18 protein-coding genes are annotated in these 18,194 nt (G+C 68.8%); 7 read left to right on the forward strand and 11 right to left on the reverse strand.

Annotation, left to right across the window (positions count from 1 at the left end):
* Positions 1 to 8 precede the first annotated feature (8 nt).
* The 5 genes from ACJH7A_RS04085 to ACJH7A_RS04105 all read right to left on the reverse strand — a co-directional run bounded on the left by ACJH7A_RS04085 (position 9) and on the right by ACJH7A_RS04105 (position 5,233).
* Positions 9 to 284 (reverse strand): hypothetical protein, encoded by a 276-nt coding sequence (locus ACJH7A_RS04085; RefSeq protein WP_174557662.1) that lies wholly within the window; start codon positions 282 to 284, stop codon positions 9 to 11.
* Positions 285 to 346: 62 nt separating this feature from the next.
* Positions 347 to 937: a hypothetical protein gene (locus tag ACJH7A_RS04090; protein ID WP_244872535.1), complete on the reverse strand. Its 591-nt coding sequence runs from the start codon at positions 935 to 937 to the stop codon at positions 347 to 349.
* A gap of 64 nt (positions 938 to 1,001) precedes the next feature.
* A complete protein-coding gene (locus ACJH7A_RS04095; RefSeq protein ID WP_212814804.1) occupies positions 1,002 to 1,469 on the reverse strand; it encodes a hypothetical protein in 468 nt (155 codons plus the stop codon).
* Positions 1,470 to 1,511: 42 nt separating this feature from the next.
* On the reverse strand, positions 1,512 to 2,669 hold the full coding sequence (locus tag ACJH7A_RS04100) for an acyltransferase (protein ID WP_212811368.1): 1,158 nt from the start codon (positions 2,667 to 2,669) through the stop codon (positions 1,512 to 1,514).
* Positions 2,670 to 2,695: 26 nt separating this feature from the next.
* Positions 2,696 to 5,233, reverse strand: a complete 2,538-nt coding sequence (locus ACJH7A_RS04105; RefSeq protein WP_406774633.1) for a DEAD/DEAH box helicase — start codon at positions 5,231 to 5,233, stop codon at positions 2,696 to 2,698.
* A gap of 74 nt (positions 5,234 to 5,307) precedes the next feature.
* On the opposite strand from ACJH7A_RS04105, the gene ACJH7A_RS04110 reads away from it, so the two are divergent.
* The 3 genes from ACJH7A_RS04110 (at position 5,308) to aceA (ending at position 9,461) form a co-directional block, all read left to right on the forward strand.
* The gene (locus tag ACJH7A_RS04110; RefSeq protein ID WP_406774634.1) at positions 5,308 to 6,687 is read left to right on the forward strand and encodes a glutaminyl-peptide cyclotransferase; all 1,380 of its coding nucleotides are present in this window, start codon (positions 5,308 to 5,310) and stop codon (positions 6,685 to 6,687) included.
* A gap of 27 nt (positions 6,688 to 6,714) precedes the next feature.
* The gene (locus tag ACJH7A_RS04115) at positions 6,715 to 7,110 is read left to right on the forward strand and encodes a tautomerase family protein (protein ID WP_406774635.1); all 396 of its coding nucleotides are present in this window, start codon (positions 6,715 to 6,717) and stop codon (positions 7,108 to 7,110) included.
* 74 nt (positions 7,111 to 7,184) lie between these two features.
* Complete coding sequence (gene aceA, locus ACJH7A_RS04120; RefSeq protein WP_406774636.1) at positions 7,185 to 9,461, forward strand: isocitrate lyase ICL2; 2,277 nt, start codon at positions 7,185 to 7,187, stop codon at positions 9,459 to 9,461.
* A 20-nt stretch (positions 9,462 to 9,481) separates the two neighbouring features.
* Here the strand turns inward: aceA and ACJH7A_RS04125 are convergent, their stop codons facing one another.
* On the reverse strand, positions 9,482 to 10,348 hold the full coding sequence (locus ACJH7A_RS04125) for a hypothetical protein (protein ID WP_212811363.1): 867 nt from the start codon (positions 10,346 to 10,348) through the stop codon (positions 9,482 to 9,484).
* A gap of 195 nt (positions 10,349 to 10,543) precedes the next feature.
* On the opposite strand from ACJH7A_RS04125, the gene ACJH7A_RS04130 reads away from it, so the two are divergent.
* On the forward strand, positions 10,544 to 10,834 hold the full coding sequence (locus tag ACJH7A_RS04130; protein WP_406801462.1) for a hypothetical protein: 291 nt from the start codon (positions 10,544 to 10,546) through the stop codon (positions 10,832 to 10,834).
* A gap of 173 nt (positions 10,835 to 11,007) precedes the next feature.
* On the forward strand, positions 11,008 to 11,250 hold the full coding sequence (locus tag ACJH7A_RS04135) for a hypothetical protein (RefSeq protein WP_318984992.1): 243 nt from the start codon (positions 11,008 to 11,010) through the stop codon (positions 11,248 to 11,250).
* Position 11,251: 1 nt separating this feature from the next.
* On the opposite strand, the gene ACJH7A_RS04140 is transcribed toward ACJH7A_RS04135, so the two are convergent.
* Positions 11,252 to 12,598, reverse strand: coding sequence for a HAMP domain-containing sensor histidine kinase (locus ACJH7A_RS04140; RefSeq protein ID WP_318984991.1), 1,347 nt, complete (start codon positions 12,596 to 12,598; stop codon positions 11,252 to 11,254).
* Between the two features lie 78 nt (positions 12,599 to 12,676).
* Positions 12,677 to 13,171: a thiol peroxidase gene (gene tpx, locus ACJH7A_RS04145; protein WP_212811359.1), complete on the reverse strand. Its 495-nt coding sequence runs from the start codon at positions 13,169 to 13,171 to the stop codon at positions 12,677 to 12,679.
* Between the two features lie 83 nt (positions 13,172 to 13,254).
* On the opposite strand from tpx, the gene ACJH7A_RS04150 reads away from it, so the two are divergent.
* Positions 13,255 to 14,304, forward strand: a complete 1,050-nt coding sequence (locus tag ACJH7A_RS04150; protein WP_371824545.1) for a type IV toxin-antitoxin system AbiEi family antitoxin domain-containing protein — start codon at positions 13,255 to 13,257, stop codon at positions 14,302 to 14,304.
* A 78-nt stretch (positions 14,305 to 14,382) separates the two neighbouring features.
* On the opposite strand, the gene ripD is transcribed toward ACJH7A_RS04150, so the two are convergent.
* Entirely contained in the window at positions 14,383 to 15,063 is a 681-nt protein-coding gene (gene ripD, locus ACJH7A_RS04155; RefSeq protein WP_212811358.1) for an NlpC/P60 family peptidoglycan-binding protein RipD, read from the reverse strand.
* A 267-nt stretch (positions 15,064 to 15,330) separates the two neighbouring features.
* Here ripD and ACJH7A_RS04160 point away from each other — a divergent pair, with 267 nt between their 5' ends.
* Positions 15,331 to 15,993 (forward strand): MOSC domain-containing protein, encoded by a 663-nt coding sequence (locus ACJH7A_RS04160; RefSeq protein WP_212811357.1) that lies wholly within the window; start codon positions 15,331 to 15,333, stop codon positions 15,991 to 15,993.
* Here the strand turns inward: ACJH7A_RS04160 and ACJH7A_RS04165 are convergent.
* Both ACJH7A_RS04165 and ACJH7A_RS04170 read right to left on the reverse strand, forming a co-directional pair.
* Positions 15,990 to 17,189: an MFS transporter gene (locus ACJH7A_RS04165; protein ID WP_212811356.1), complete on the reverse strand. Its 1,200-nt coding sequence runs from the start codon at positions 17,187 to 17,189 to the stop codon at positions 15,990 to 15,992. The two genes, ACJH7A_RS04160 and ACJH7A_RS04165, sit on opposite strands and share 4 nt — an antisense overlap.
* 56 nt (positions 17,190 to 17,245) lie before the next feature.
* Positions 17,246 to 18,139, reverse strand: a complete 894-nt coding sequence (locus tag ACJH7A_RS04170; protein WP_212811355.1) for a LysR family transcriptional regulator — start codon at positions 18,137 to 18,139, stop codon at positions 17,246 to 17,248.
* Between the last annotated feature and the right edge of the window lie 55 nt (positions 18,140 to 18,194).

Genomic DNA, 18,194 nt, shown 5'->3' on the forward strand with positions numbered 1-18,194 from the left:
CGCGGTGGTTACCCGCCGTTGGTGACCGGGTTCGACGTCAGCGGGATGAACCCGTCGTTGATCCAGACGCCCCACCGGCCGCCCCAGGCCGAGGTCCACACGACGGGCTGACCGTCCCACACCTCAGCCGGCTTCTTCGGGGCCCACGGCGGAACCTCCTCGCCCAGCCCGGGCGCCGGTGGCGGCGGCTGCGCAGCAGCCAGCGGCATACCGAAGCCGAGCGCGGCCGCGGCGAGCGAACCCGCGACGGCGGCGGCGGACAAGGTCTTCTTGATCGAGGTCATGCACACGCTCCCCTGCGTAGACTGCGATTACTTAGCGTATGTAATCACATTACGCCGTCGAGTCAGTGCGATGGGGTCGGCGCGAATCCGGCAGCCGGCGGCGGCGCGCCGGGACCACCCGGCGCCGGCGTGGCCGGCGCCGCACCCGGGGCGTCGTAGTACCCGGGCGGCGGTGGGCCGTTCAGCGGGTAGTAGCCCGGAGGCAGCGCCGGTCCACCGGTCTTGGGCCCGGTGTCGACGATCGGGTTCGACGACGCCGGATCGGTCAGTGAAATGAACCCTGGTGGCAGCTTGGGCGCCGGCCCCGCACCGGGCGGTGGTCCGGGTGCCTCCTCGGGCGGCATGGTGAGCGCCTCGATCGGGTTGCCGCTGTGGAACGTGTGCCAGATGTCCCGGAGATAGCCGAGCTGACCCGGCGTACTACCGGCGCCGTACTGCGGGTTCTCGATCTCGGGGACCGTCGGAGCGCCGATCGGAGGCGCGGCCACCGGGCCGCTGGGACCGCTCGCAGGCTCCACGACGGGCTGGCCGGGTGCGGGTGTCGTCGGTGTGGCCGGGTCCGCCGCAGCCGGACCGGCCGCCGCGAGCGCACCGGCCAGCAGCACACCGCCGACTATCACCGGCGCGTGGAAACGCTGTCGCTCGGTCTTCAAATGCTCGTCCGTCCTTTCAACCGGCGTCCGTAACGGGTCAGGCTATCGCGTGTACCGGCCTCCGTCATCTCGTTCGGGCCTGAAAAGCCCGGTACGCCGACCTGATTTCCGCGACCCGCGCCGCAGCGATCCCCCACGGTTTGTCGACCCCGACGCGTTCGTCGAGGTCCCACAGCACACAGTCCTCATCCGGTCCGGCGACTTTTTCCCACGCGATGACCGTCCGCCGGAGTTGCTCGTGCATCGGCTCCGACACGGCGCCGGCGGGCGCCCCGCCTTCGGGATGATGGTGCAGGAACCGGCCGTAGGCCGTGTCACAGAAGGCCGAATACCTTGCGGTACAGAGGATCAGCCCGTGCCAGGCCTCGTCGACGGCGTGCGACGGCATGCCGATCACCTGACCGTCGCGCATGGCCACCCCGCAACACCGCAACCACTGCCGCAGGCCCTCCGTCACGAGATCCCGTGGCTGCCAAGGGCACGTCTTGTACACCGCGTCCGGCAACTCGAGCTCTGCCACCGCGGCGTTCATCCGGTCCAGCGGCCCCTGACGCGTGAATCGCACCCTGCAACTCTATGTCGCGGTCGGCAAGTCGAGATCGGCCATCGCGGCCCGTCGCCGCGCTTCCCAGCGCCGCAGCGCCACCCGGCACGGCTCCTCCAGCAGCGCGTAACTCACCGCGGCCACCGCGAAGCCGAACGTCGTCGTCAGGACCATCACGACCGGCAGCGCACCGGGGAACGTCGTCTGCCCGATCATGGCGAGCACCATGTCGAGGGCGGCGAGGTGCCAGAGAAACAGACCGTACGACCAGCGGCCGAGCGTCACCATCGGGGCGCTGGCCAGCACCCGGTGCGGGCTGTCCGGGGTGTCCAGGACCAGCGGCGCCAGCAGCGCGCCGGCAATGACCGCCCCCAGTGCCGTCCGCACGATGAACTGGCCGAGGGTCGCGTGCTGGTGCCCGGCCGGCATCGCCAACGGTGAGGCCGCCACCACGAATGCGACGACCGCCACCGCCATCAGGGTCGAGCGTTGCCGGGCCAACCGGTGCGCCCAGCCGTACGGCCGGAACATCCACTCCGCCAACAACATCCCCACGGCGAACCACGAGGCGTAGGCCGGTAGCCAGTTGAGCGGATTGGCGCCGTGATACGCCGGGATCGGCAGATAACCCCAGCCGAAACTCAGCAGCGCCACTCCGGTGATGACCGGAATTCGCAGCCGCAGCGACAGTTTCGCGACCAGGAGCGCCAACAGGGGCACCACGAGATAGAAGGCCATCTCGACCGACAGGCTCCACATCTGCGTGAGCCCGGCGATCAGCGTCTTGGGGACGAAGACCTGCGTCAGGGTCAGATTCGCGATCCAGACCGCCCGGTCCGCGCCGTGCGCGTCGGGCAACAGGGTCAGCACCGCGACCACCGTCAGCAGATACGCCGGCATGATCCGGACCAGCCGGGAGCGGTAGTACGGCGCCACCTCGGGTTCGGCCCGCAGCCCGTGCGCCGCGGCGGCGTGCGGGCGCCACAGCAGGAAGCCCGACAACGCGAAGAACACGGCCACCGACAGGTCGAAGCGGGCCAGCAACCGGCCGACGACACCGTCGGTGTATCCCGTCTGCAATGCCACGTGCGTGAGCACGACCCCCAGTGCCGCGGCCGCCCGCAGGCCCTCGACCGCAGGCAGGAACCCGCGAGTGCCGCTGACGGGCTCGGGGGCCGGGGTGGTCATGCGCCCAGTGTGCCCGAGAAGTTCGCTCAGCTACCGAAAAGGCCCGCATCGACGACCCGGATGACCGGTGCGCCGTCCTCGTCGGAGGCGGCCAGGTCGACCTCCACGTCGATTCCCCAGTCATGGTCGTGCGCCGGATCGTCCAGGATCTGCCGGACACGCCACACGTCGGGCGCACGGTCGAAGATCAACATGGACGGCCCGCGGGCATCCGCCCCGGTGCCGATGTCGTCGTGCTCGGCAAAGTACTGCTCCCCCACGGCCTCCCACCGCGGTGCCGTCCACCCGGATGCGGCGTCGAGGGCTCCCAGCTCGTCCCAGCGCCGGCGCGCCCACAGCTCCACCCGCCGGAACAGGGCATTACGGACCATCGCGGTGAAGGCCCGCTCGTTGCCGGTCAGCGGCCGCACGGGCGCCATCACCGCCACCTCGTCGACCTGGTCGGCGCTGGTCAGTTGCTCCCATTCGTCGAGCAGGCTCGAATCGACTTGGCGCACAAGCTCGCCCAACCACTCCACGATGTCGGTGAGCTCATCGGTGCGAGCAGCCGCCGGCACCCCGGAGCGCAGCGCCTTGAAGGCGTCGGACAGATAGCGCAGCACCGCGCCCTCGGTGCGGGTCAGCCCGTAGGCACTGACGTACTCCTTGAACGTCAGGCCCTGCTCCCACATCTCGCGCACGACGGACTTCGGCGCAGGGTGCCCGTCGGCCGCCCACGGGTTGGTTCGGCAGTACACCTCGAAGCAGTGCGTCAGCAGCTCGTCGAGCGGCCGGGGGTAGGTGATGTCGTCGAGCAGTTCGATGCGCTCGTCATATTCGATGCCTTCGGCCTTCATCGCCGCGACGGCCTCACCCCGGGCCTTCTTCTGCTGCGCCGCGAGGATTTGGCGTGGGTCCTCGAGCGTCGCCTCGATCACCGAAACCACATCGCGCGCAAACGTTTCCGAGTCCGGGTCGAGCAGCTCGACGGCCGCGAGCGCGAACGTCGACAACGGCTGGTTCAGCGCGAAATCCGGCGGCAGGTCCACCGTGAGGCGGTACCGGCGCCCGTCCAGTTCCGGCTCGGCCAGGCGTTCCAGTACCCCGGCCTGCAGCAGCGAACGGGCGATGCCGACCGCCTCGCGGATGTGTCGCAGCTGCCTCTTGCGCGGCTCATGGTTCTCACTGAGCAACCGGCGCATGGCCAGGCAGGGATCACCGGGACGGTCGACGACGTCGAGGATCATCGCCGTGGACACCCGCATGTTGCTCGTGAGCGCCTCCGGCGCCGCCTCGACGAGGCGCGTCATGGTGTTCTCACCCCAGGGGACCATGCCCTCGGGTGCCTTGCGGCGCACCAGCTTTCGGCGCTTTTTCGGGTCGTCGGCGACCTTGGCGAACTGCTTGAGGTTCTCGACCTCGTGCTCGGGCGCCTGCACGACGACGGTGCCCGCGGTGTCGTAGCCGGCCCGCCCGGCACGGCCGGCGATCTGGTGGAACTCGCGGGCATTGAGCAGCCGAGTACGGGTGCCGTCGTACTTCGACAACGCCGAGAAGACGACGGTGCGGATCGGCACGTTGATGCCCACACCGAGCGTGTCGGTGCCGCAGATGACCTTCAGCAGCCCGGCCTGCGCGAGCTGTTCCACCAGCCGCCGGTACTTGGGCAGCATGCCGGCGTGGTGCACACCGATGCCGTGGCGCACCAGCCGCGACAGCGTCGAGCCGAACGCCGTCGTGAAACGGAAGCCGCCGATGTGGTCGGCGATGGCGGCCTTCTCCTCCTTGGTACTCACGTTGACGCTCATCAGCGCCTGCGCCCGCTCCAGCGCCGCCGCCTGCGTGAAATGGACGACGTAGATCGGTGACTGTTTGGTCTGCAACAGGTCGGCGATGGTCTCGTGCATCGCGGTCGTCGCATAGCTGTAGAACAGCGGCACCGGGCGTTCGGCGCCGGCCACCAGCGCGGTCGGGCGGCCGGTACGCCGGGTGAGGTCCTCGCGCAACACGGTCACGTCGCCGAGCGTCGCCGACATCAACAGGAACTGCGCCCTGGGCAATTCGAGCAGCGGCACCTGCCACGCCCAGCCGCGGTCGGGGTCGCCGTAGAAATGGAACTCGTCCATCACCACCAGACCGATGTCCGCGTCGGCGCCTTCCCGCAGCGCGATGTTCGCAAGGATCTCGGCCGTGCACGCGATGATCGGCGCACTGGCGTTGACCGCCGCGTCGCCGGTGAGCATGCCCACGTTCGCGGCGCCGAACACGTCGCACAGGGCGAAGAACTTCTCGCTGACCAAGGCCTTGATCGGCGCGGTGTAGTAGCTGCGCCGGTTCGCCGCGAGCGCGAAGTACACCCCGCCCGTGGCCACCAGCGACTTGCCGGAACCGGTCGGCGTCGCCAGGACGACGTTGGCGCCGCTGACCAACTCGATGAGCGCCTCCTCCTGCGCCGGGTACAGCGCCGTCCCCGCCGCCTCGGCCCACTCGGCGAACGCCGCGAGCAGTTCGTCGGGGTCAGCGCCCGTCGCGCGCAGCGCGGACAGGTCGGCGGGGTCGTCCAGGAGGGATATGCGGGGTGCCATCGTGGACACCAGCCTGCCCGATCACCGGACGCGCGTCAGCGGCGGGCAGGCTGCGCGCAGGCAAGATGGCTCGTGTGACGTGGTTGATCCCCGACGCGCTCATCGTGGCGCTGTCCCCCATGGCGGTCCTGCCGCCGGTGCTGCTCCTGCTGTACTCGGACCGGCCCCGCAGCACCGGCCTGACCTACCTGGGCGGGTGGCTCGCCGGGATGGCGGCCGTCATCAGCACGGTGGTGCTGGTATCGCCCGTCGGCCGGTCGCACGCCGCCGCGACCAGTTCGCGGTTGCAGCTCGGCATCGGCATCGCGCTGATCGTGCTCGGTGTCGTCACGTGGCTGCGGCGCACGCACTACGCGCAGGCGACCGGCTGGCTGACGCGGCTGCAGTCCGCCTCGCCGCTGGTCACCGGCGTCACCGGGCTGGTCTTCGCCGTCGCGAACCCGAAGTTCATCCTGGCGTGCGTCGCCGGCGGCGTGGCTATCGACGCGCTGCTGACCGCGCCTGTCGAAAAGGCCGGTGCCGTGGGCTTTTTCGTCGTACTGGCCGGCTCCACCACCGCCGCACCGATCCTGGCGCACCTGGTGGCCGCGCGGTACGCCGAGAAGGGCCTGGAGCGGATGCGCCACTGGGTGCAGGAACACACCGCCGCGATCACCGCCGTGACACTGACGGCCGTCGGCACGCTCCTGGTCGTGGTGGCCGGAATCCCCACCGCCGCAGCCGATCAGGTCGCCCGGCTCCGCCCCGTCGTGCTCGAACGGTTCGACCACGACCCCGTCGCGTTCACCGAGGGCATGTTCGTCGACGGACCGACGCTGTACGAGAGCACGGGCCTCGAAGGAAAGTCCGAGCTGCGCGAACTCGACGCCGACACCGGACAGCTGCGGCGCGCGGTCCCGCTGCCGCCGGCCTATTTCGGCGAGGGCATCGCCGATGCCGGCCCGCACCTGTGGCAGCTGACGTACGAGAACGGCGTCGCCATCGAATGGGACAAGGCCACGCTGACGATGCTGCGCGAGGTCCCGCTCGACGGTCAGGGCTGGGGCCTGTGCCGCACCGGTGACCGGCTGGTCCGCAGCGACGGATCCGCGGTCCTGCGCTTCCACCGTCTCGACGACATGCGGGAAACAGGCACCCTCGCCGTGACCTACAACGGAATTCAGGTCACCGGACTCAACAGCCTCGACTGCGCCGGAAACCGGATCTGGGCCAACGTGTTCCCGACCGACCAGATCATCGAGATCGACGCCAACACGGGCGTCGTCACCGCCGTCGTCTATGCCACCGGCCTGCGCGACGCCGCCTGGCAGGGCGACATCGGCGTCCTCAACGGCATCGCGCATCTCGGCGGCGCCGGCGGCAATGGGCAGTTCCTGGTCACGGGCAAGTACTGGCCGGCGGTCTACCGGGTGCGGTTCGAACCGGCGACACCGGCGGAAATTCAGGTGCGCTGACGACTGCCGGATGTGACGATCAGCGCCATGCCGAGTTCACTGATCGAGGTCCGACGTCAGTACAGCCAGCCCGAAGAGGTCGCCCTCATCGATGCCGTCCACGCGGCACTGGTCGCCGCGTTCCAGATCCCGGTCGGCGACAAGCACGTCCGGCTCCTGGTCCATGAGCCGCACCGGTTTTCGCACGCGCCGCATCTCGCGCATCCCGAGCGGTACACCCTGGTGACCATCGACTGTTTCGCCGGCCGGTCGGTGGACGCCAAGCGCGCGCTGTACCGCGAGATCACGGGCCGCCTCGGCGCCTTCGACATCCCCGCCGACCACATCACGATCCTGCTGCGCGAGAGTGCGCTCGAGAACTGGGGCGTCCGCGGCGGACAGGCCGCCTGCGACGTCAACCTCGGCTTCGATGTGAATGTCTGATCGCGTATTCACGGCAGCCCCGCGGCGATAGGCTCGGAGAGCTCATCGGAAACCAGCTCAGCAAGGAGCAGTCCATGACTCTCGAAGCAGTGGCGACGTCGTTCGAGCAGAACGTCGCCGACGTGCAGGAGTATTTCGACAGCCCGCGTTTCGACGGCATCACGCGGCTCTACACCGCGCGTCAGGTCGTCGAACAACGCGGCACCATCCCGTCCGACTATCCGGTGGCCCGGCAGGCCGCCGAAGCGTTCTATCCGCGGCTGCGCGAACTGTTCGCGCAGAAGAAGAGCATCACGACGTTCGGGCCGTACTCCCCCGGCCAGGCGGTGGTGATGAAGCGGATCGGCATCGAGGGCATCTACCTCGGTGGCTGGGCCACCTCGGCCAAGGGCTCCATCAGCGAGGACCCCGGGCCCGACCTGGCCAGCTACCCGCTGAGCCAGGTGCCCGACGAAGCCGCCGGGCTGGTGCGGGCGCTGCTGACCGCGGACCGCAACCAGCAGTACCTGCGCCTGCAGATGACCGAGGAACAGCGCGCAGCCACCCCCGCGATCGACTACCGGCCGTTCATCATCGCCGACGCCGACACCGGTCACGGTGGAGATGCTCACGTACGCAACCTGATTCGCCGTTTTGTCGAGTCGGGAGTGCCTGGCTACCACATCGAGGACCAGCGGCCCGGTACCAAGAAATGCGGCCACCAGGGTGGCAAGGTGCTGGTGCCGTCGGATGAACAACTCAAGCGCCTCAACACCGCGCGCTTCCAGCTGGACATGATGGGCGTGCCGGGAATCATCGTCGCGCGCACCGACGCCGAGGCCGCGAACCTCATCGACAGCGCCGCCGACGAGCGCGACCAGCCGTTCCTGCTGGGCGCCACCAACCTGAACATCCCGTCCTACAAATCCTGTTTCCTGGCGATGGTGCGCCGCTTCCACGACAAGGGCGTCACCGACCTGCGCGGGCACCTGCTGTACGCGTTGCCCGAGGGCCAGTACGCGGCCGCCGACGCCTGGCTGGACAGCCACGGCATCGCGGGCCTCATCGACGAGGCGGCCGCGGCCTGGGACCAGAATTCCGGGCAGTCGGTCGACGCGGTGTTCGACAAGGTCGAGTCGAAGTTCGTCGAGGCGTGGCAGGCGGATTCGGGCCTGAACACTTACTGCGAAGCCGTGGCCGAAGTGCTGCAGTTCCGGGCCAAGGAGGGTGAGGCCACCACGGTGAGCCCCGAGGAGTGGCGCAAGTTCGCGGCCCGCGCGTCGCTGTATGCGGCGCGGGAGAAGGCCCGTGAGCTGGGCGCCGACGTGGCGTGGGACTGTGAGCTCGCCAAGACCCCGGAGGGCTACTACCAGGTGCGCGGCGGCATCCCGTACGCGATCGCGAAATCCCTTGCGGCCGCGCCGTTCGCGGACATCCTGTGGATGGAGACGAAAACCGCGGACCTGGCCGACGCCCGGGAGTTCGCGGAGGCCATCCACGCCGAATTCCCGGACCAGATGCTGGCGTACAACCTGTCGCCGTCGTTCAACTGGGACACCACCGGCATGACCGATGACGAAATGCGGGCGTTCCCAGAGGAACTCGGCAAGATGGGGTTCGTCTTCAACTTCATCACCTACGGCGGCCACCAGGTGGACGGTGTGGCGTGCGAGGAGTTCGCGACATCCCTGCGGCAGGAGGGCATGCTGGCCCTGGCGCGCCTGCAACGCAAGATGCGGCTCGTCGAATCTCCCTACCGCACACCGCAAACGCTCGTCGGCGGTCCGCGCAGCGATGCCGCGCTGGCCGCGTCGTCGGGGCGGACCGCGACCACCAAGGCGATGGGCGCCGGCTCCACGCAACACCAGCACCTGGTCCAGACCGAGGTGCCCAAGAAGCTCCTCGAAGAGTGGCTGGCGATGTGGAGCGATCACTACCAGATCGGCGAGAAGCTGCACGTACAGCTGCGGCCCCGTCGCGCCGGTTCCGACGTCCTGGATCTCGGCATCTACGGCAGCGGTGACGAGCCGCTGGCCAACGTCGTCGTCGACCCGATCAAGGACCGCTACGGCCGCAACATCCTCACGGTGCGCGACCAGAACACCTTCGCCGAGAAGCTGCGGCAGAAGCGCCTGATGGATCTGATCCACGTGTGGCTGATCCACCGGTTCAAGTCGGAGATCGTCTACTACGTGACACCGACGGAGGACAACATCTACCAGACCGAGAAGATGAAGTCCCACGGGCTGTTCAGCAACGTCTATCAGGAGGTCGGCGAGATCATCGTCGCCGATGTCAACAAGGCGCGGATCGACGAACTGCTGGCGCCGGACCGCGAGGCCCTCGGCCGCTTGATCCGCAAGGAGGACTAGCCGGTCGGGTCGCCACGGTTTCACGCCTGAGCCGTGGCGACCGCCGGTTCCTCTTCTGCCGCACCGAAAATCGCGATCGCGACCGCCCCGGCGACCGCGGTGGCGAAAGCGACCCCGACCAGCCATCCGAGCCCCGGCTTCGCCACATCGCCCAGCAACAGGACGCCGACCACGCCGGGAATCACCGTCTCCCCCATGACGAGTGCGGCGGCCACGCCGTTCACCGAACCGATCTGCAGTGCGACGGTGAACAGGTAGAAGCCACCGCCGCCGGCGACCACCACCGCCCACGCCGCCGGGTCGGAGAGCAACGCATGCCATTCGAACGGGTCGAGCCCGTGGGTGATCCGGACCGCGACCGCCATGGCGCCGTACAGGATGCCGGCGATCAGCCCGGCCGGCACCGCGGCCTTCTTGCCGAGCACCCGAACGAGCACCACCCCGAAGACGAAGATGAGCGCCGATGCCGCCAGCACGCTCCAGTGCATGTGCCGGCCCGGCACCTCGGTGCCGAGTTCACCGGCGCTGAAGCCCAGAATGCACAGTGCCACAAGGACTGTCGCGATCGCGGCCCAGTCCCGCGGGCGCAGGCGCACCCCGAGGACCAGCACGCTCAGGACGGCGGTCACCGCGAGGTTGGCACTCATGATGGTCTGCGACAGGAACAGTGGGATCAGCCGCGCCGACACCAGGCTGCCGAGGAAGCCCAGCCCGTCCAGCAGCATGCCGGCGAGGAACAGCGGCGCCAGGATCGCCGTGACGGTCGACCGGAACGTCGGTGCGGTGTCGGCAGCTTCGCCGTCGCGACGAGCCGCGCGGGACTGCAGCACCGATGCCGTGCCATAGCTGAAGCAGGCAACGAGGGCGGCGAGGATGCCGATCAGCATGGTGCGGCTCCGGCTCCGGCGAACCGAGAATTGGCGGACATCGGCCAATTGTAGGAAGCGGGCCGGCGCGGTCGCCTTCCTGCGCCGGCCGCACGACGCCAAACCGGGACCTACCACTTACGTCAGGCACAGCTGATCCACAACCTGCTGCCGTTCCATGGTCGGACAGTCCGCCACGAACGGAGACGATCGATCATGAAACACACCAAGATGATTGCCGGCCTGGCGATCACCGGCAGCCTCGGCGCCGGCCTCGTGACGCTGGGCACCGGCGTTGCCAGCGCCGACTGGGGTCCGCCACCGCCCCCGCCCGGACCCGGCTGGGGACCCCCGCCGCCGGACCACCACTGGGGCCCGCCGCCACCGGCATGGGGACCACCGCCACCACCTGCTTGGGGACCGCCGCCGCCCGGAAACCCGCCGGGTACCTGGAACGGCGGCTGGGAACCGGATGGCGGGGTGTGTCTGTTCGGCGCCTGCATCTGAGCAGCGCACCCGGAAACCGAAAGCCACCGCCTAAGGCGGGCACAGGCCATACATAGCTTGACTAACGAGAATGACTACAGACCGAGAAACAGCGAGCGCCGCAACGTTGTTGTAGCAATCGATTGAGTCGAGGAATGGAGTAGATCATGAAATCGATAAAATTCATTGTTGGTTTGGCTGTTGCGAGCGGCGTTGTCGCCGGAGCCGTCGGGCTGGGTGCGGGTACCGCGAGTGCGGATACCGGCATGGCGCCGGTCCCGGCGCGGTGGGGTCACGGCCCGGGCTGGAACGGTCCGGGACCCGGACCCGGCTGGGGTCCGCCGCCCCCGCCGGCCTGGGGCTGGAACCCGCCGGGCACGTGGAACGGCGGCTGGGAGCCTGACGGCGGATTCTGCATCTTCGGCGCCTGCATCTAGCTCAGCCCGCTTGCGGACGCGGCGCGGGCAGCTCCAGCAGGAGCCTCGCGCCGCCGAGCGGACTCTGCGTCAAAGACGCTGTGCCACCATGCAGTTCGGCCTGCTGGGCAACCAGTGCCAGACCGAGACCCGAACCCGAATGTGACGCGGTGGACCCGCGCGCGAACCGGTGGAACACCGCGTCACGTTCGTGTTCCGGTACGCCGGTGCCATTGTCGTCGATGGCGATCTGCACGCCGTCGTGCGAGCTGACGGCCGACAGCTGCACCCGGGTCGCACCACCGTGTTTGACGGCGTTGGCGATCGCGTTGTCGACAACCAGCCGGAGCCCGACGGGCAGCCCCAGCATCAGCACCGTCGGGGACGGTACGAGGGCGACGTTGAGGTCGGGGTAGACGCGCACCGCGTCGTGGGCGGCCCGGTCGAGCAGCTCGGTGATGTCGACGGGCACGAGATCGTCGGCCGTGGTGAGCTCGCCCTGGGCGAGCCGTTCCAGCGCCGTCAGCGTCGCCTCGATCCGGCTCTGGGTGCGCATGACGTCGCCGATCACCTCGGCACGCTGCTCCGCCTCGAGATCGAGCGTGGACAGTACCTCGAGGTTCGTGCGCATCGCGGTCAGCGGGGTGCGCAGTTCGTGCGATGCCACCGAGGCGAAGTCGCGGGCCGACTCCAGCGCGGCCTTGGTGCGTGCCTGTTCCTCGCCGATGCGGGCCAACATGCCCTCGACCGCCTCGGCGATCTCCACGGCTTCCGAGACGCCCCGCACGTGGACCTCTTCGGGCTTGGACTGGGAGTTGATCTGCCGGGCCTGCTGAGCGAGCTTGCGGAACGGGTTGATCATCACGAACCACATCGAGCCGCCGACCACGAACGTGCCGAGAATGACGCCGCTACAGATGGCCAGGATGCGGATGTGCAGGTTGCGGATCTGACGCTGGGCCTCGGCCAGCGGTGCGCCGAGCGCGATCGACGCCGAACCCGTGGTGACGGTGCGGACGCGGTACTCGACGCCATTGATCGTGGTGTTGGCATACCCGGCCTCGAACTGCGGCAGCACGATCTCCGGCGGCATCGAGACCGTGGCGGCGCCGATGCGGACGGTCTGCACCAGTGAGCCCTCGGATTGCGGCGTGCCGGTGGGCGTCTGCCGGGCGATGCTCAGCAGGGTGTTGACGTCGGGCAGGCTGCTCAGCGAGTCCAGCCGCCGATCGAGCTGGCTGTACTGGTCGTTGGTGACGCCGATCCACACCCAGGTTCCGATGATCAGCACCGTCGCGACCACCGACAACGCCGCGACGACGACGATGGCTCGCAACGACAAAGCCGGTATCGGTAATCGCAGCTGCACCAAGTCATCATGCCCGATACGAAAAAGCGGACGGGGCGCGTGCCCCTGGCACACACCCCGTCCGTCGAAGAGCTGGTGTTACTTGGCGGCGGCCAGCGCCGCGTCGTAGTCCGGTTCCTGGGCGATCTCGGGCACCAGTTCGGTGTACACGACATTGCCGTCGGCGCCGATCACCACGATGGCGCGGGCGAGCAGGCCGGCCATCGGGCCGTCGGCGATGGTGACGCCGTAGTCCTCACCGAAGCTGTCCCGGAACGCCGACGCGGTGGTGACGTTCTCGATGCCCTCGGCACCGCAGAAACGCTTCTGGGCGAACGGCAGGTCCTTGGACACGTTCACGACGGTGGCGCCGTCGGCGGCGGCCCGCTCGTTGAAGGTCCGCACGCTGGTGGCACACACCGGGGTGTCGACCGACGGAAAAATGTTGAACACCACGGACTTACCGCTGAACTGGTCGTTGGTCACCGGAGCCAGGTCGGCTCCGGTCAGGGCGAACGCCGGGGCCGCGGACCCGACAGCGGGCAGCTCGCCGACGGTGTTGATGGGGTTTCCACGCAGGGTTATCTGTGCCATACCCGACAGTCTGTCAAGACTGCGTCACGCGCGCAGCGCTGGGGTGCTGCTGTGCCCGCTACGCCTCGGATCGCAGTCAATATGTGGCTGAGATCCGAGGCATTGACGGTTATCCACAGCCGGGCAACCTGGGGTCTGGTGCCGACCCGCGCACTGCCGCGAAGATCGACGACGTGGATGACACGGGCCGAGCCGCCGACGCGGAGATCACCGCGGTTCTCGGCCGTCAGGCAGGTGTCATTTCGCGGCGACAGGTGCTCGGCGCCGGCCGGCACGACGCCTACATCCGGCGCATGCTGCGGCGCAAGGAATGGGCTCGTATGCACGACGGCGTGTACGTCGACCACACCGGATCGCCGAGTTGGCAGCAACGCGCCTGGGCTGCAGTGCTTTACGCCGCGCCGGCGGCGCTGTGTCTGGAGTCGGCGATGCAGCACGAAGGCCCGGTCGTCCACGTCGCGGTTGAGCGGAACCGGACCGCGCTGGTCGAGCCCGACGGAGTTCGCATCCATCACGTTGCCCACTTGGACCAGCGGGTGCTGTGGCACCTGGGACCACCGCGGCTCCGCTACGAGGAGGCCGCACTGGATGTCGCCTGCCGGGCTGCAGAATTCGATACGATCGCCATCCTGGCAGACGCCTGCCAGTCCCGACGGACCACAGCACAGCGACTGCTGGCAGTACTCGAGAGCCGACGGCGCGTGCCTCGCCGACGCTGGCTGCGGGCGATTCTGCTCGACATCTCAGAAGGCACGTGTTCGGTCCTCGAACAGCGCTACCTCGATCGCGTGGAGCGGGCGCACGGGTTACCCCGAGGCAGTCGTCAGAACAGGTCTTCGTCGTCGTCCGGTATTCGATACCGCGACGTCGAGTACGGGAAACGGCTGGTGGTAGAGCTCGACGGCAGGCTGTTCCACGACTCGGCGACCGCCCGGAACAACGACATCGAACGCGATCTGGATGCCGCGGTCGACGGCCGGTGGACGGTCCGACTCAGTTATCAGCAGGTATTCGACCGGCCATGTCAGACCGCAACGAAGATCGCACAGGTGCTGCGTCGGCGTGGGATCCCCGTGCGTGGTCATCCGTGCGGACCCGGGTGCGGATATCCCGCCGCCGATATCGCCGCTTGATCCGAATCCGTGCGCTTACGCCTCGGATCACAGTCAGCAGGTGACTGCGATCCGAGGCGCTGTCGGTGGTCGCAGCCGCTACTGCCACTCGATGATGCGGCTCAGGTATGGGTCCATGCCGTTGGTGCGCACCGGTCCCACAGTGACGGAGGGCTCGGTGCCCTCGATCATCTGGCCGTTGCCCACGAACAGGGCGACGCTCTGCGAGCCGGCCGGGCCGTAGAACAGCAGGTCGCCCGGCAGGGCCTGGTCGGCGGTGATCTTCCGGCCGACCTTGTACTGCTCACCCGACGACCGCGGCAGCTTGATGCCGACGCCGGCGAACGCGTACTGAACGAGGCCGGACGCATCGAAGCCCGGCGTGGTCGGCGCCGGCGTGATGGCGCTCGCGGTCGGCGATTGGCCGAACAGACCCGACAGGCCCGGGATGAGCGTGTTGGTCTGCGGAGCCGCCGCCGGCTGCGCGACACCCATCGGCTGCAGGCCGACCTGCGGAGCCGGCTGAGCCACCGGCGCAGCCGCGGTCGTGACGCTGGCCGGAGGCAGGCTGGGGCCGTTGGCGTTGCCACCGCCGTAGACGAACGGCACCCCGCGCTGCGACAGCGCGCGCTGGATGACGAAGTCGATGGCCTGTCGGTGGGTACCACCGGTCCAGGTGGTGTCGGCCGACGCGAGGGGCGCCGACACCAGCGGAGCCGCCACCGCCATGGGCGCCGCCAGCAGTGCCGCGCTCGCCACCGTCACAATGATCCGCCGCATCTCGGCCACCTCTCGTCGTGCGCCACCGGCACACGACGCTGCGTGGTCTACGCAGGGGTCGTGGCCCCGGTGGTCCCTCTCGTCACAAATTTCACTAACGTCACTTTTACCCCACGCGCGCGCCTTATCCCACATAAATGCAGGTCAGCGCGCGATCTTTATCGAAAATGTGATCGAAAGGTGATCCACGGTGACCGATTTCAGCGCTGGCGGTGACCCGGGCCACTCCCGGTCGAAGGAGCCGGACGGCACCTCTAGGCTTGCGCCATGGCAGCGATCCTGACGGTGAATCTGGCGGTCCCCCGACCGAGCCCCGACAAGGATCAGCTGAGCACCGGAATCGACAAACGCCCGACGTCCGAGCCGGTGCCCGTGCGCGCCCCCGGGCCCATGCACGGCGGTCTCGGCAGCGGTCTGGTCGGCGACACCATCGGCGACCAGCAGTTCCACGGCGGTGACGACCAGGCGGTGTACGCCTACGCCCGTGAAGACCTCGACGACTGGCAGGTCCGCCTCGACCGCGAGCTGGCCAACGGCTCGTTCGGCGAGAACCTCACCACCGCGGGGCTCGAGGTGAACGACGCCGTCATCGGCGAGCGCTGGCAAATCGGCGACGGCGGCCCGCTCCTGGAAGTGAGCCGGCCCCGCATCCCGTGCCGCACCTTCGCCGAGTGGCTCGAAATCCGGGGCTGGGTCAAGACTTTCACCGCCCAGGCCCTGCCCGGCGCCTACCTGCGCGTCGTGACGCCCGGGGTGCTGCGGGCCGGGGCATCGATCACGGTGGTCTCGCGTCCGCCGCACGACGTCACTGTCGCGATGGTGTTCCGCGCCCTGACCCTCGAGCCGGAGCTACTGCCGCGGCTGCTTCCGGCCGACGCGTTGCCGGAGGCCATCAAGGACCGCGTCCACCAGCGGGCGAGCCAGCGCTAATCGCGCAGCACGACGGCCGCCGCGAGTCCGGCGACGACCTGCAGCCCCACGATGACGGCGGCCACCGCCGACCACCCGGCGGTATCGAAGGCGATCCCGCCGACCCAGCCGATGACGCTCGAACCCGCGTAGTACGCCAGGTTGTACAGCGAGCCGGCCTGCGCCTTGCCCACGGTGGCCAACTGGCCGGTCCAACCCGAGGCGGTGGCATGCGCGCCGAAGAACCCCGCGGTGGCGACCAGCAGGCCGGCGAGGACCGCGATCACGTTGTGGCTCAGGGTGATCACCACACCCAGCCCCATCACCGCGACGCTGCCCAGCAGCACCGGGCGCCGGCCGTACCGGCTGGCCGCGGCCCCGGCCCACGCCGACGCCCAGGTGCCCGCCAGATAGGCCACGAACACCAGGCTGACGACGGTCTGCGGAAGGCCGAACGGCGCCGCGCTCAACCGGAAGCCGAGGAAGTTGTACATCGCGACGAACCCGCCCATGAGCAGGAAGCCCTGCAGATACAGCACCAGTTGCCTGGGGTTGCGCAGGTTGGCCGCCAATCGGTGCGCCAGGGAGCCCTCGGTCTCCTCGTCGGCCGGGACGAATCCCCGAGGTTCGGGGGCCAGCCGCATGAAGCCGACAGCTGCTGCGCTGCAGAGCAATCCGACGACGAACATGGCCCACCGCCAGTCGGTGAATTCGGCCACCGGGGCGGCCACCAGCCGGCCGAGCAATCCGCCGATCGTGGTGCCGGCGACGTAGGTACCCGCGGCCCGCGCGGCATGGCCGGCTTCGATCTCCTCGGTCAGATAGGCCACCGCGATGGCCGGCACTCCCCCGAGTGCCAGGCCTTCGGCGAATCGTCCGGCCAGCAACAGCTGGAATGTCGGCGCGAACGGCACCAGCAGCGCCAAACCCGTTGCCACACAAACCGAGTAGGACATCGCGCGCACCCGGCCGATGCGGTCGGCCAGGGTCGACCAGCCGATAACCCCCATGGCCAGACCGATCGTCGACGCCGACACCATGAGCGCGGAGGCCGCGGCGCCGGTATTCAGGCTGCGGGCGATCAGCGGCAGCACCGCCTGCGGCGAATACAGCTGCGCGAACGTCGCCACGCCGGCGCAGAACAGCGCGCCGAGCAGCCTGCGGTAGTCCGTGGAACCGCGGACATGGCCGGTCCAGACGGGCGCTTCAACAGTCACGAACGCAGGCTAGGAACCGCCCCGTTCATGTGTCCAATACATTAGTTTGAGTTGTTTCATACGTTTTGTGCATCAGATGCGGTGGTGCTGACCAGGTCGGCGAATCGCGCTGCAGCAGGCGGCAATTCGCGACCCTTGACCCACGCCATGCCGATCTCGCGCTTGACCCTGGTGTCGGACAATGGGATGTAGATCACCGAGGGATCGCCCCGGCCGGGCCGCGGCACCGGCACCACGGCGACGCCGAATCCCGCCGCGACCAACCCTTCCATCGTCGGAATCTCCATGGCTTCGAACGCGATTTCCGGCGTTATGCCGCTCTCGGCCCACACCTGATCCGTCAGCTGGCGCAGCCCGAAATCCGCCCCGAGCGCGATGAAGGTCTCGTCGGCCACCTCGCTCAGGCGTACGCGGGCACGTCCCACCAGCCGGTGGTCGGCGGGCACCGCCAGGCACAACCGTTCGACATACAGGACCCGCCAGACGCACGGCACCTGCGTCGGCCGCGGGGACGTGATCGCGACGTCGGCCTGCCCGGTGCGCAGCCGCTCCGCGATGTCGTGCGCCGCGCCCTGGAACAGCTCGAAGCGCACCGCCGGAGCCAGTACCCGGAACTGCCGAAGCACCTCCGGCACAAACCAATTCGCGGTCGAATGCAGAAAAGCCAGCCGGACCAGGCCGCTGTCCGGATCCAGCAACGCCGCAATCCGGCTCTGCGCCGCATCCATCTCGGCAATGCCGCGGCGCGCATGTTCGAGCATGATCCGCCCGTACCCGTTCAGCCGCAGCCGCCGGCCGGTGCGGTCGAAAAGCGGTGTGCCCACTTCGTTTTCCAGCCGGGCCAGGGCCCGCGACAGCGTCGGCTGTGCGACACCCAATTCGGCGGCGGCGGCGGTGACGTGCTCGGTCTCGGCCAGGACGACGAACCAGCGGAGTTCATCGAGGAGCACGAAAAGCACAGTACCCCGTGAGCCCGAGGGCCCACGGGGTACTGAATCAGGTTCC

This window comes from Mycobacterium sp. SMC-17, from assembly GCF_045310915.1.
Classification (GTDB): Bacteria; Actinomycetota; Actinomycetes; order Mycobacteriales; family Mycobacteriaceae; genus Mycobacterium.

Coding starts and splice junctions, on each gene's coding strand:
- ACJH7A_RS04085 (WP_174557662.1), bottom strand. CDS start 284: ATGACCTCGATCAAGAAGACCTTGTCCGCCGCCGCCGTCGCGGGTTCG.
- ACJH7A_RS04095 (WP_212814804.1), bottom strand. CDS start 1,469: ATGAACGCCGCGGTGGCAGAGCTCGAGTTGCCGGACGCGGTGTACAAG.
- ACJH7A_RS04100 (WP_212811368.1), bottom strand. CDS start 2,669: ATGACCACCCCGGCCCCCGAGCCCGTCAGCGGCACTCGCGGGTTCCTG.
- ACJH7A_RS04105 (WP_406774633.1), bottom strand. CDS start 5,233: ATGGCACCCCGCATATCCCTCCTGGACGACCCCGCCGACCTGTCCGCG.
- ACJH7A_RS04115 (WP_406774635.1), top strand. CDS start 6,715: ATGCCGAGTTCACTGATCGAGGTCCGACGTCAGTACAGCCAGCCCGAA.
- aceA (WP_406774636.1), top strand. CDS start 7,185: ATGACTCTCGAAGCAGTGGCGACGTCGTTCGAGCAGAACGTCGCCGAC.
- ACJH7A_RS04125 (WP_212811363.1), bottom strand. CDS start 10,348: ATGCTGATCGGCATCCTCGCCGCCCTCGTTGCCTGCTTCAGCTATGGC.
- ACJH7A_RS04130 (WP_406801462.1), top strand. CDS start 10,544: ATGAAACACACCAAGATGATTGCCGGCCTGGCGATCACCGGCAGCCTC.
- tpx (WP_212811359.1), bottom strand. CDS start 13,171: ATGGCACAGATAACCCTGCGTGGAAACCCCATCAACACCGTCGGCGAG.
- ripD (WP_212811358.1), bottom strand. CDS start 15,063: ATGCGGCGGATCATTGTGACGGTGGCGAGCGCGGCACTGCTGGCGGCG.
- ACJH7A_RS04160 (WP_212811357.1), top strand. CDS start 15,331: ATGGCAGCGATCCTGACGGTGAATCTGGCGGTCCCCCGACCGAGCCCC.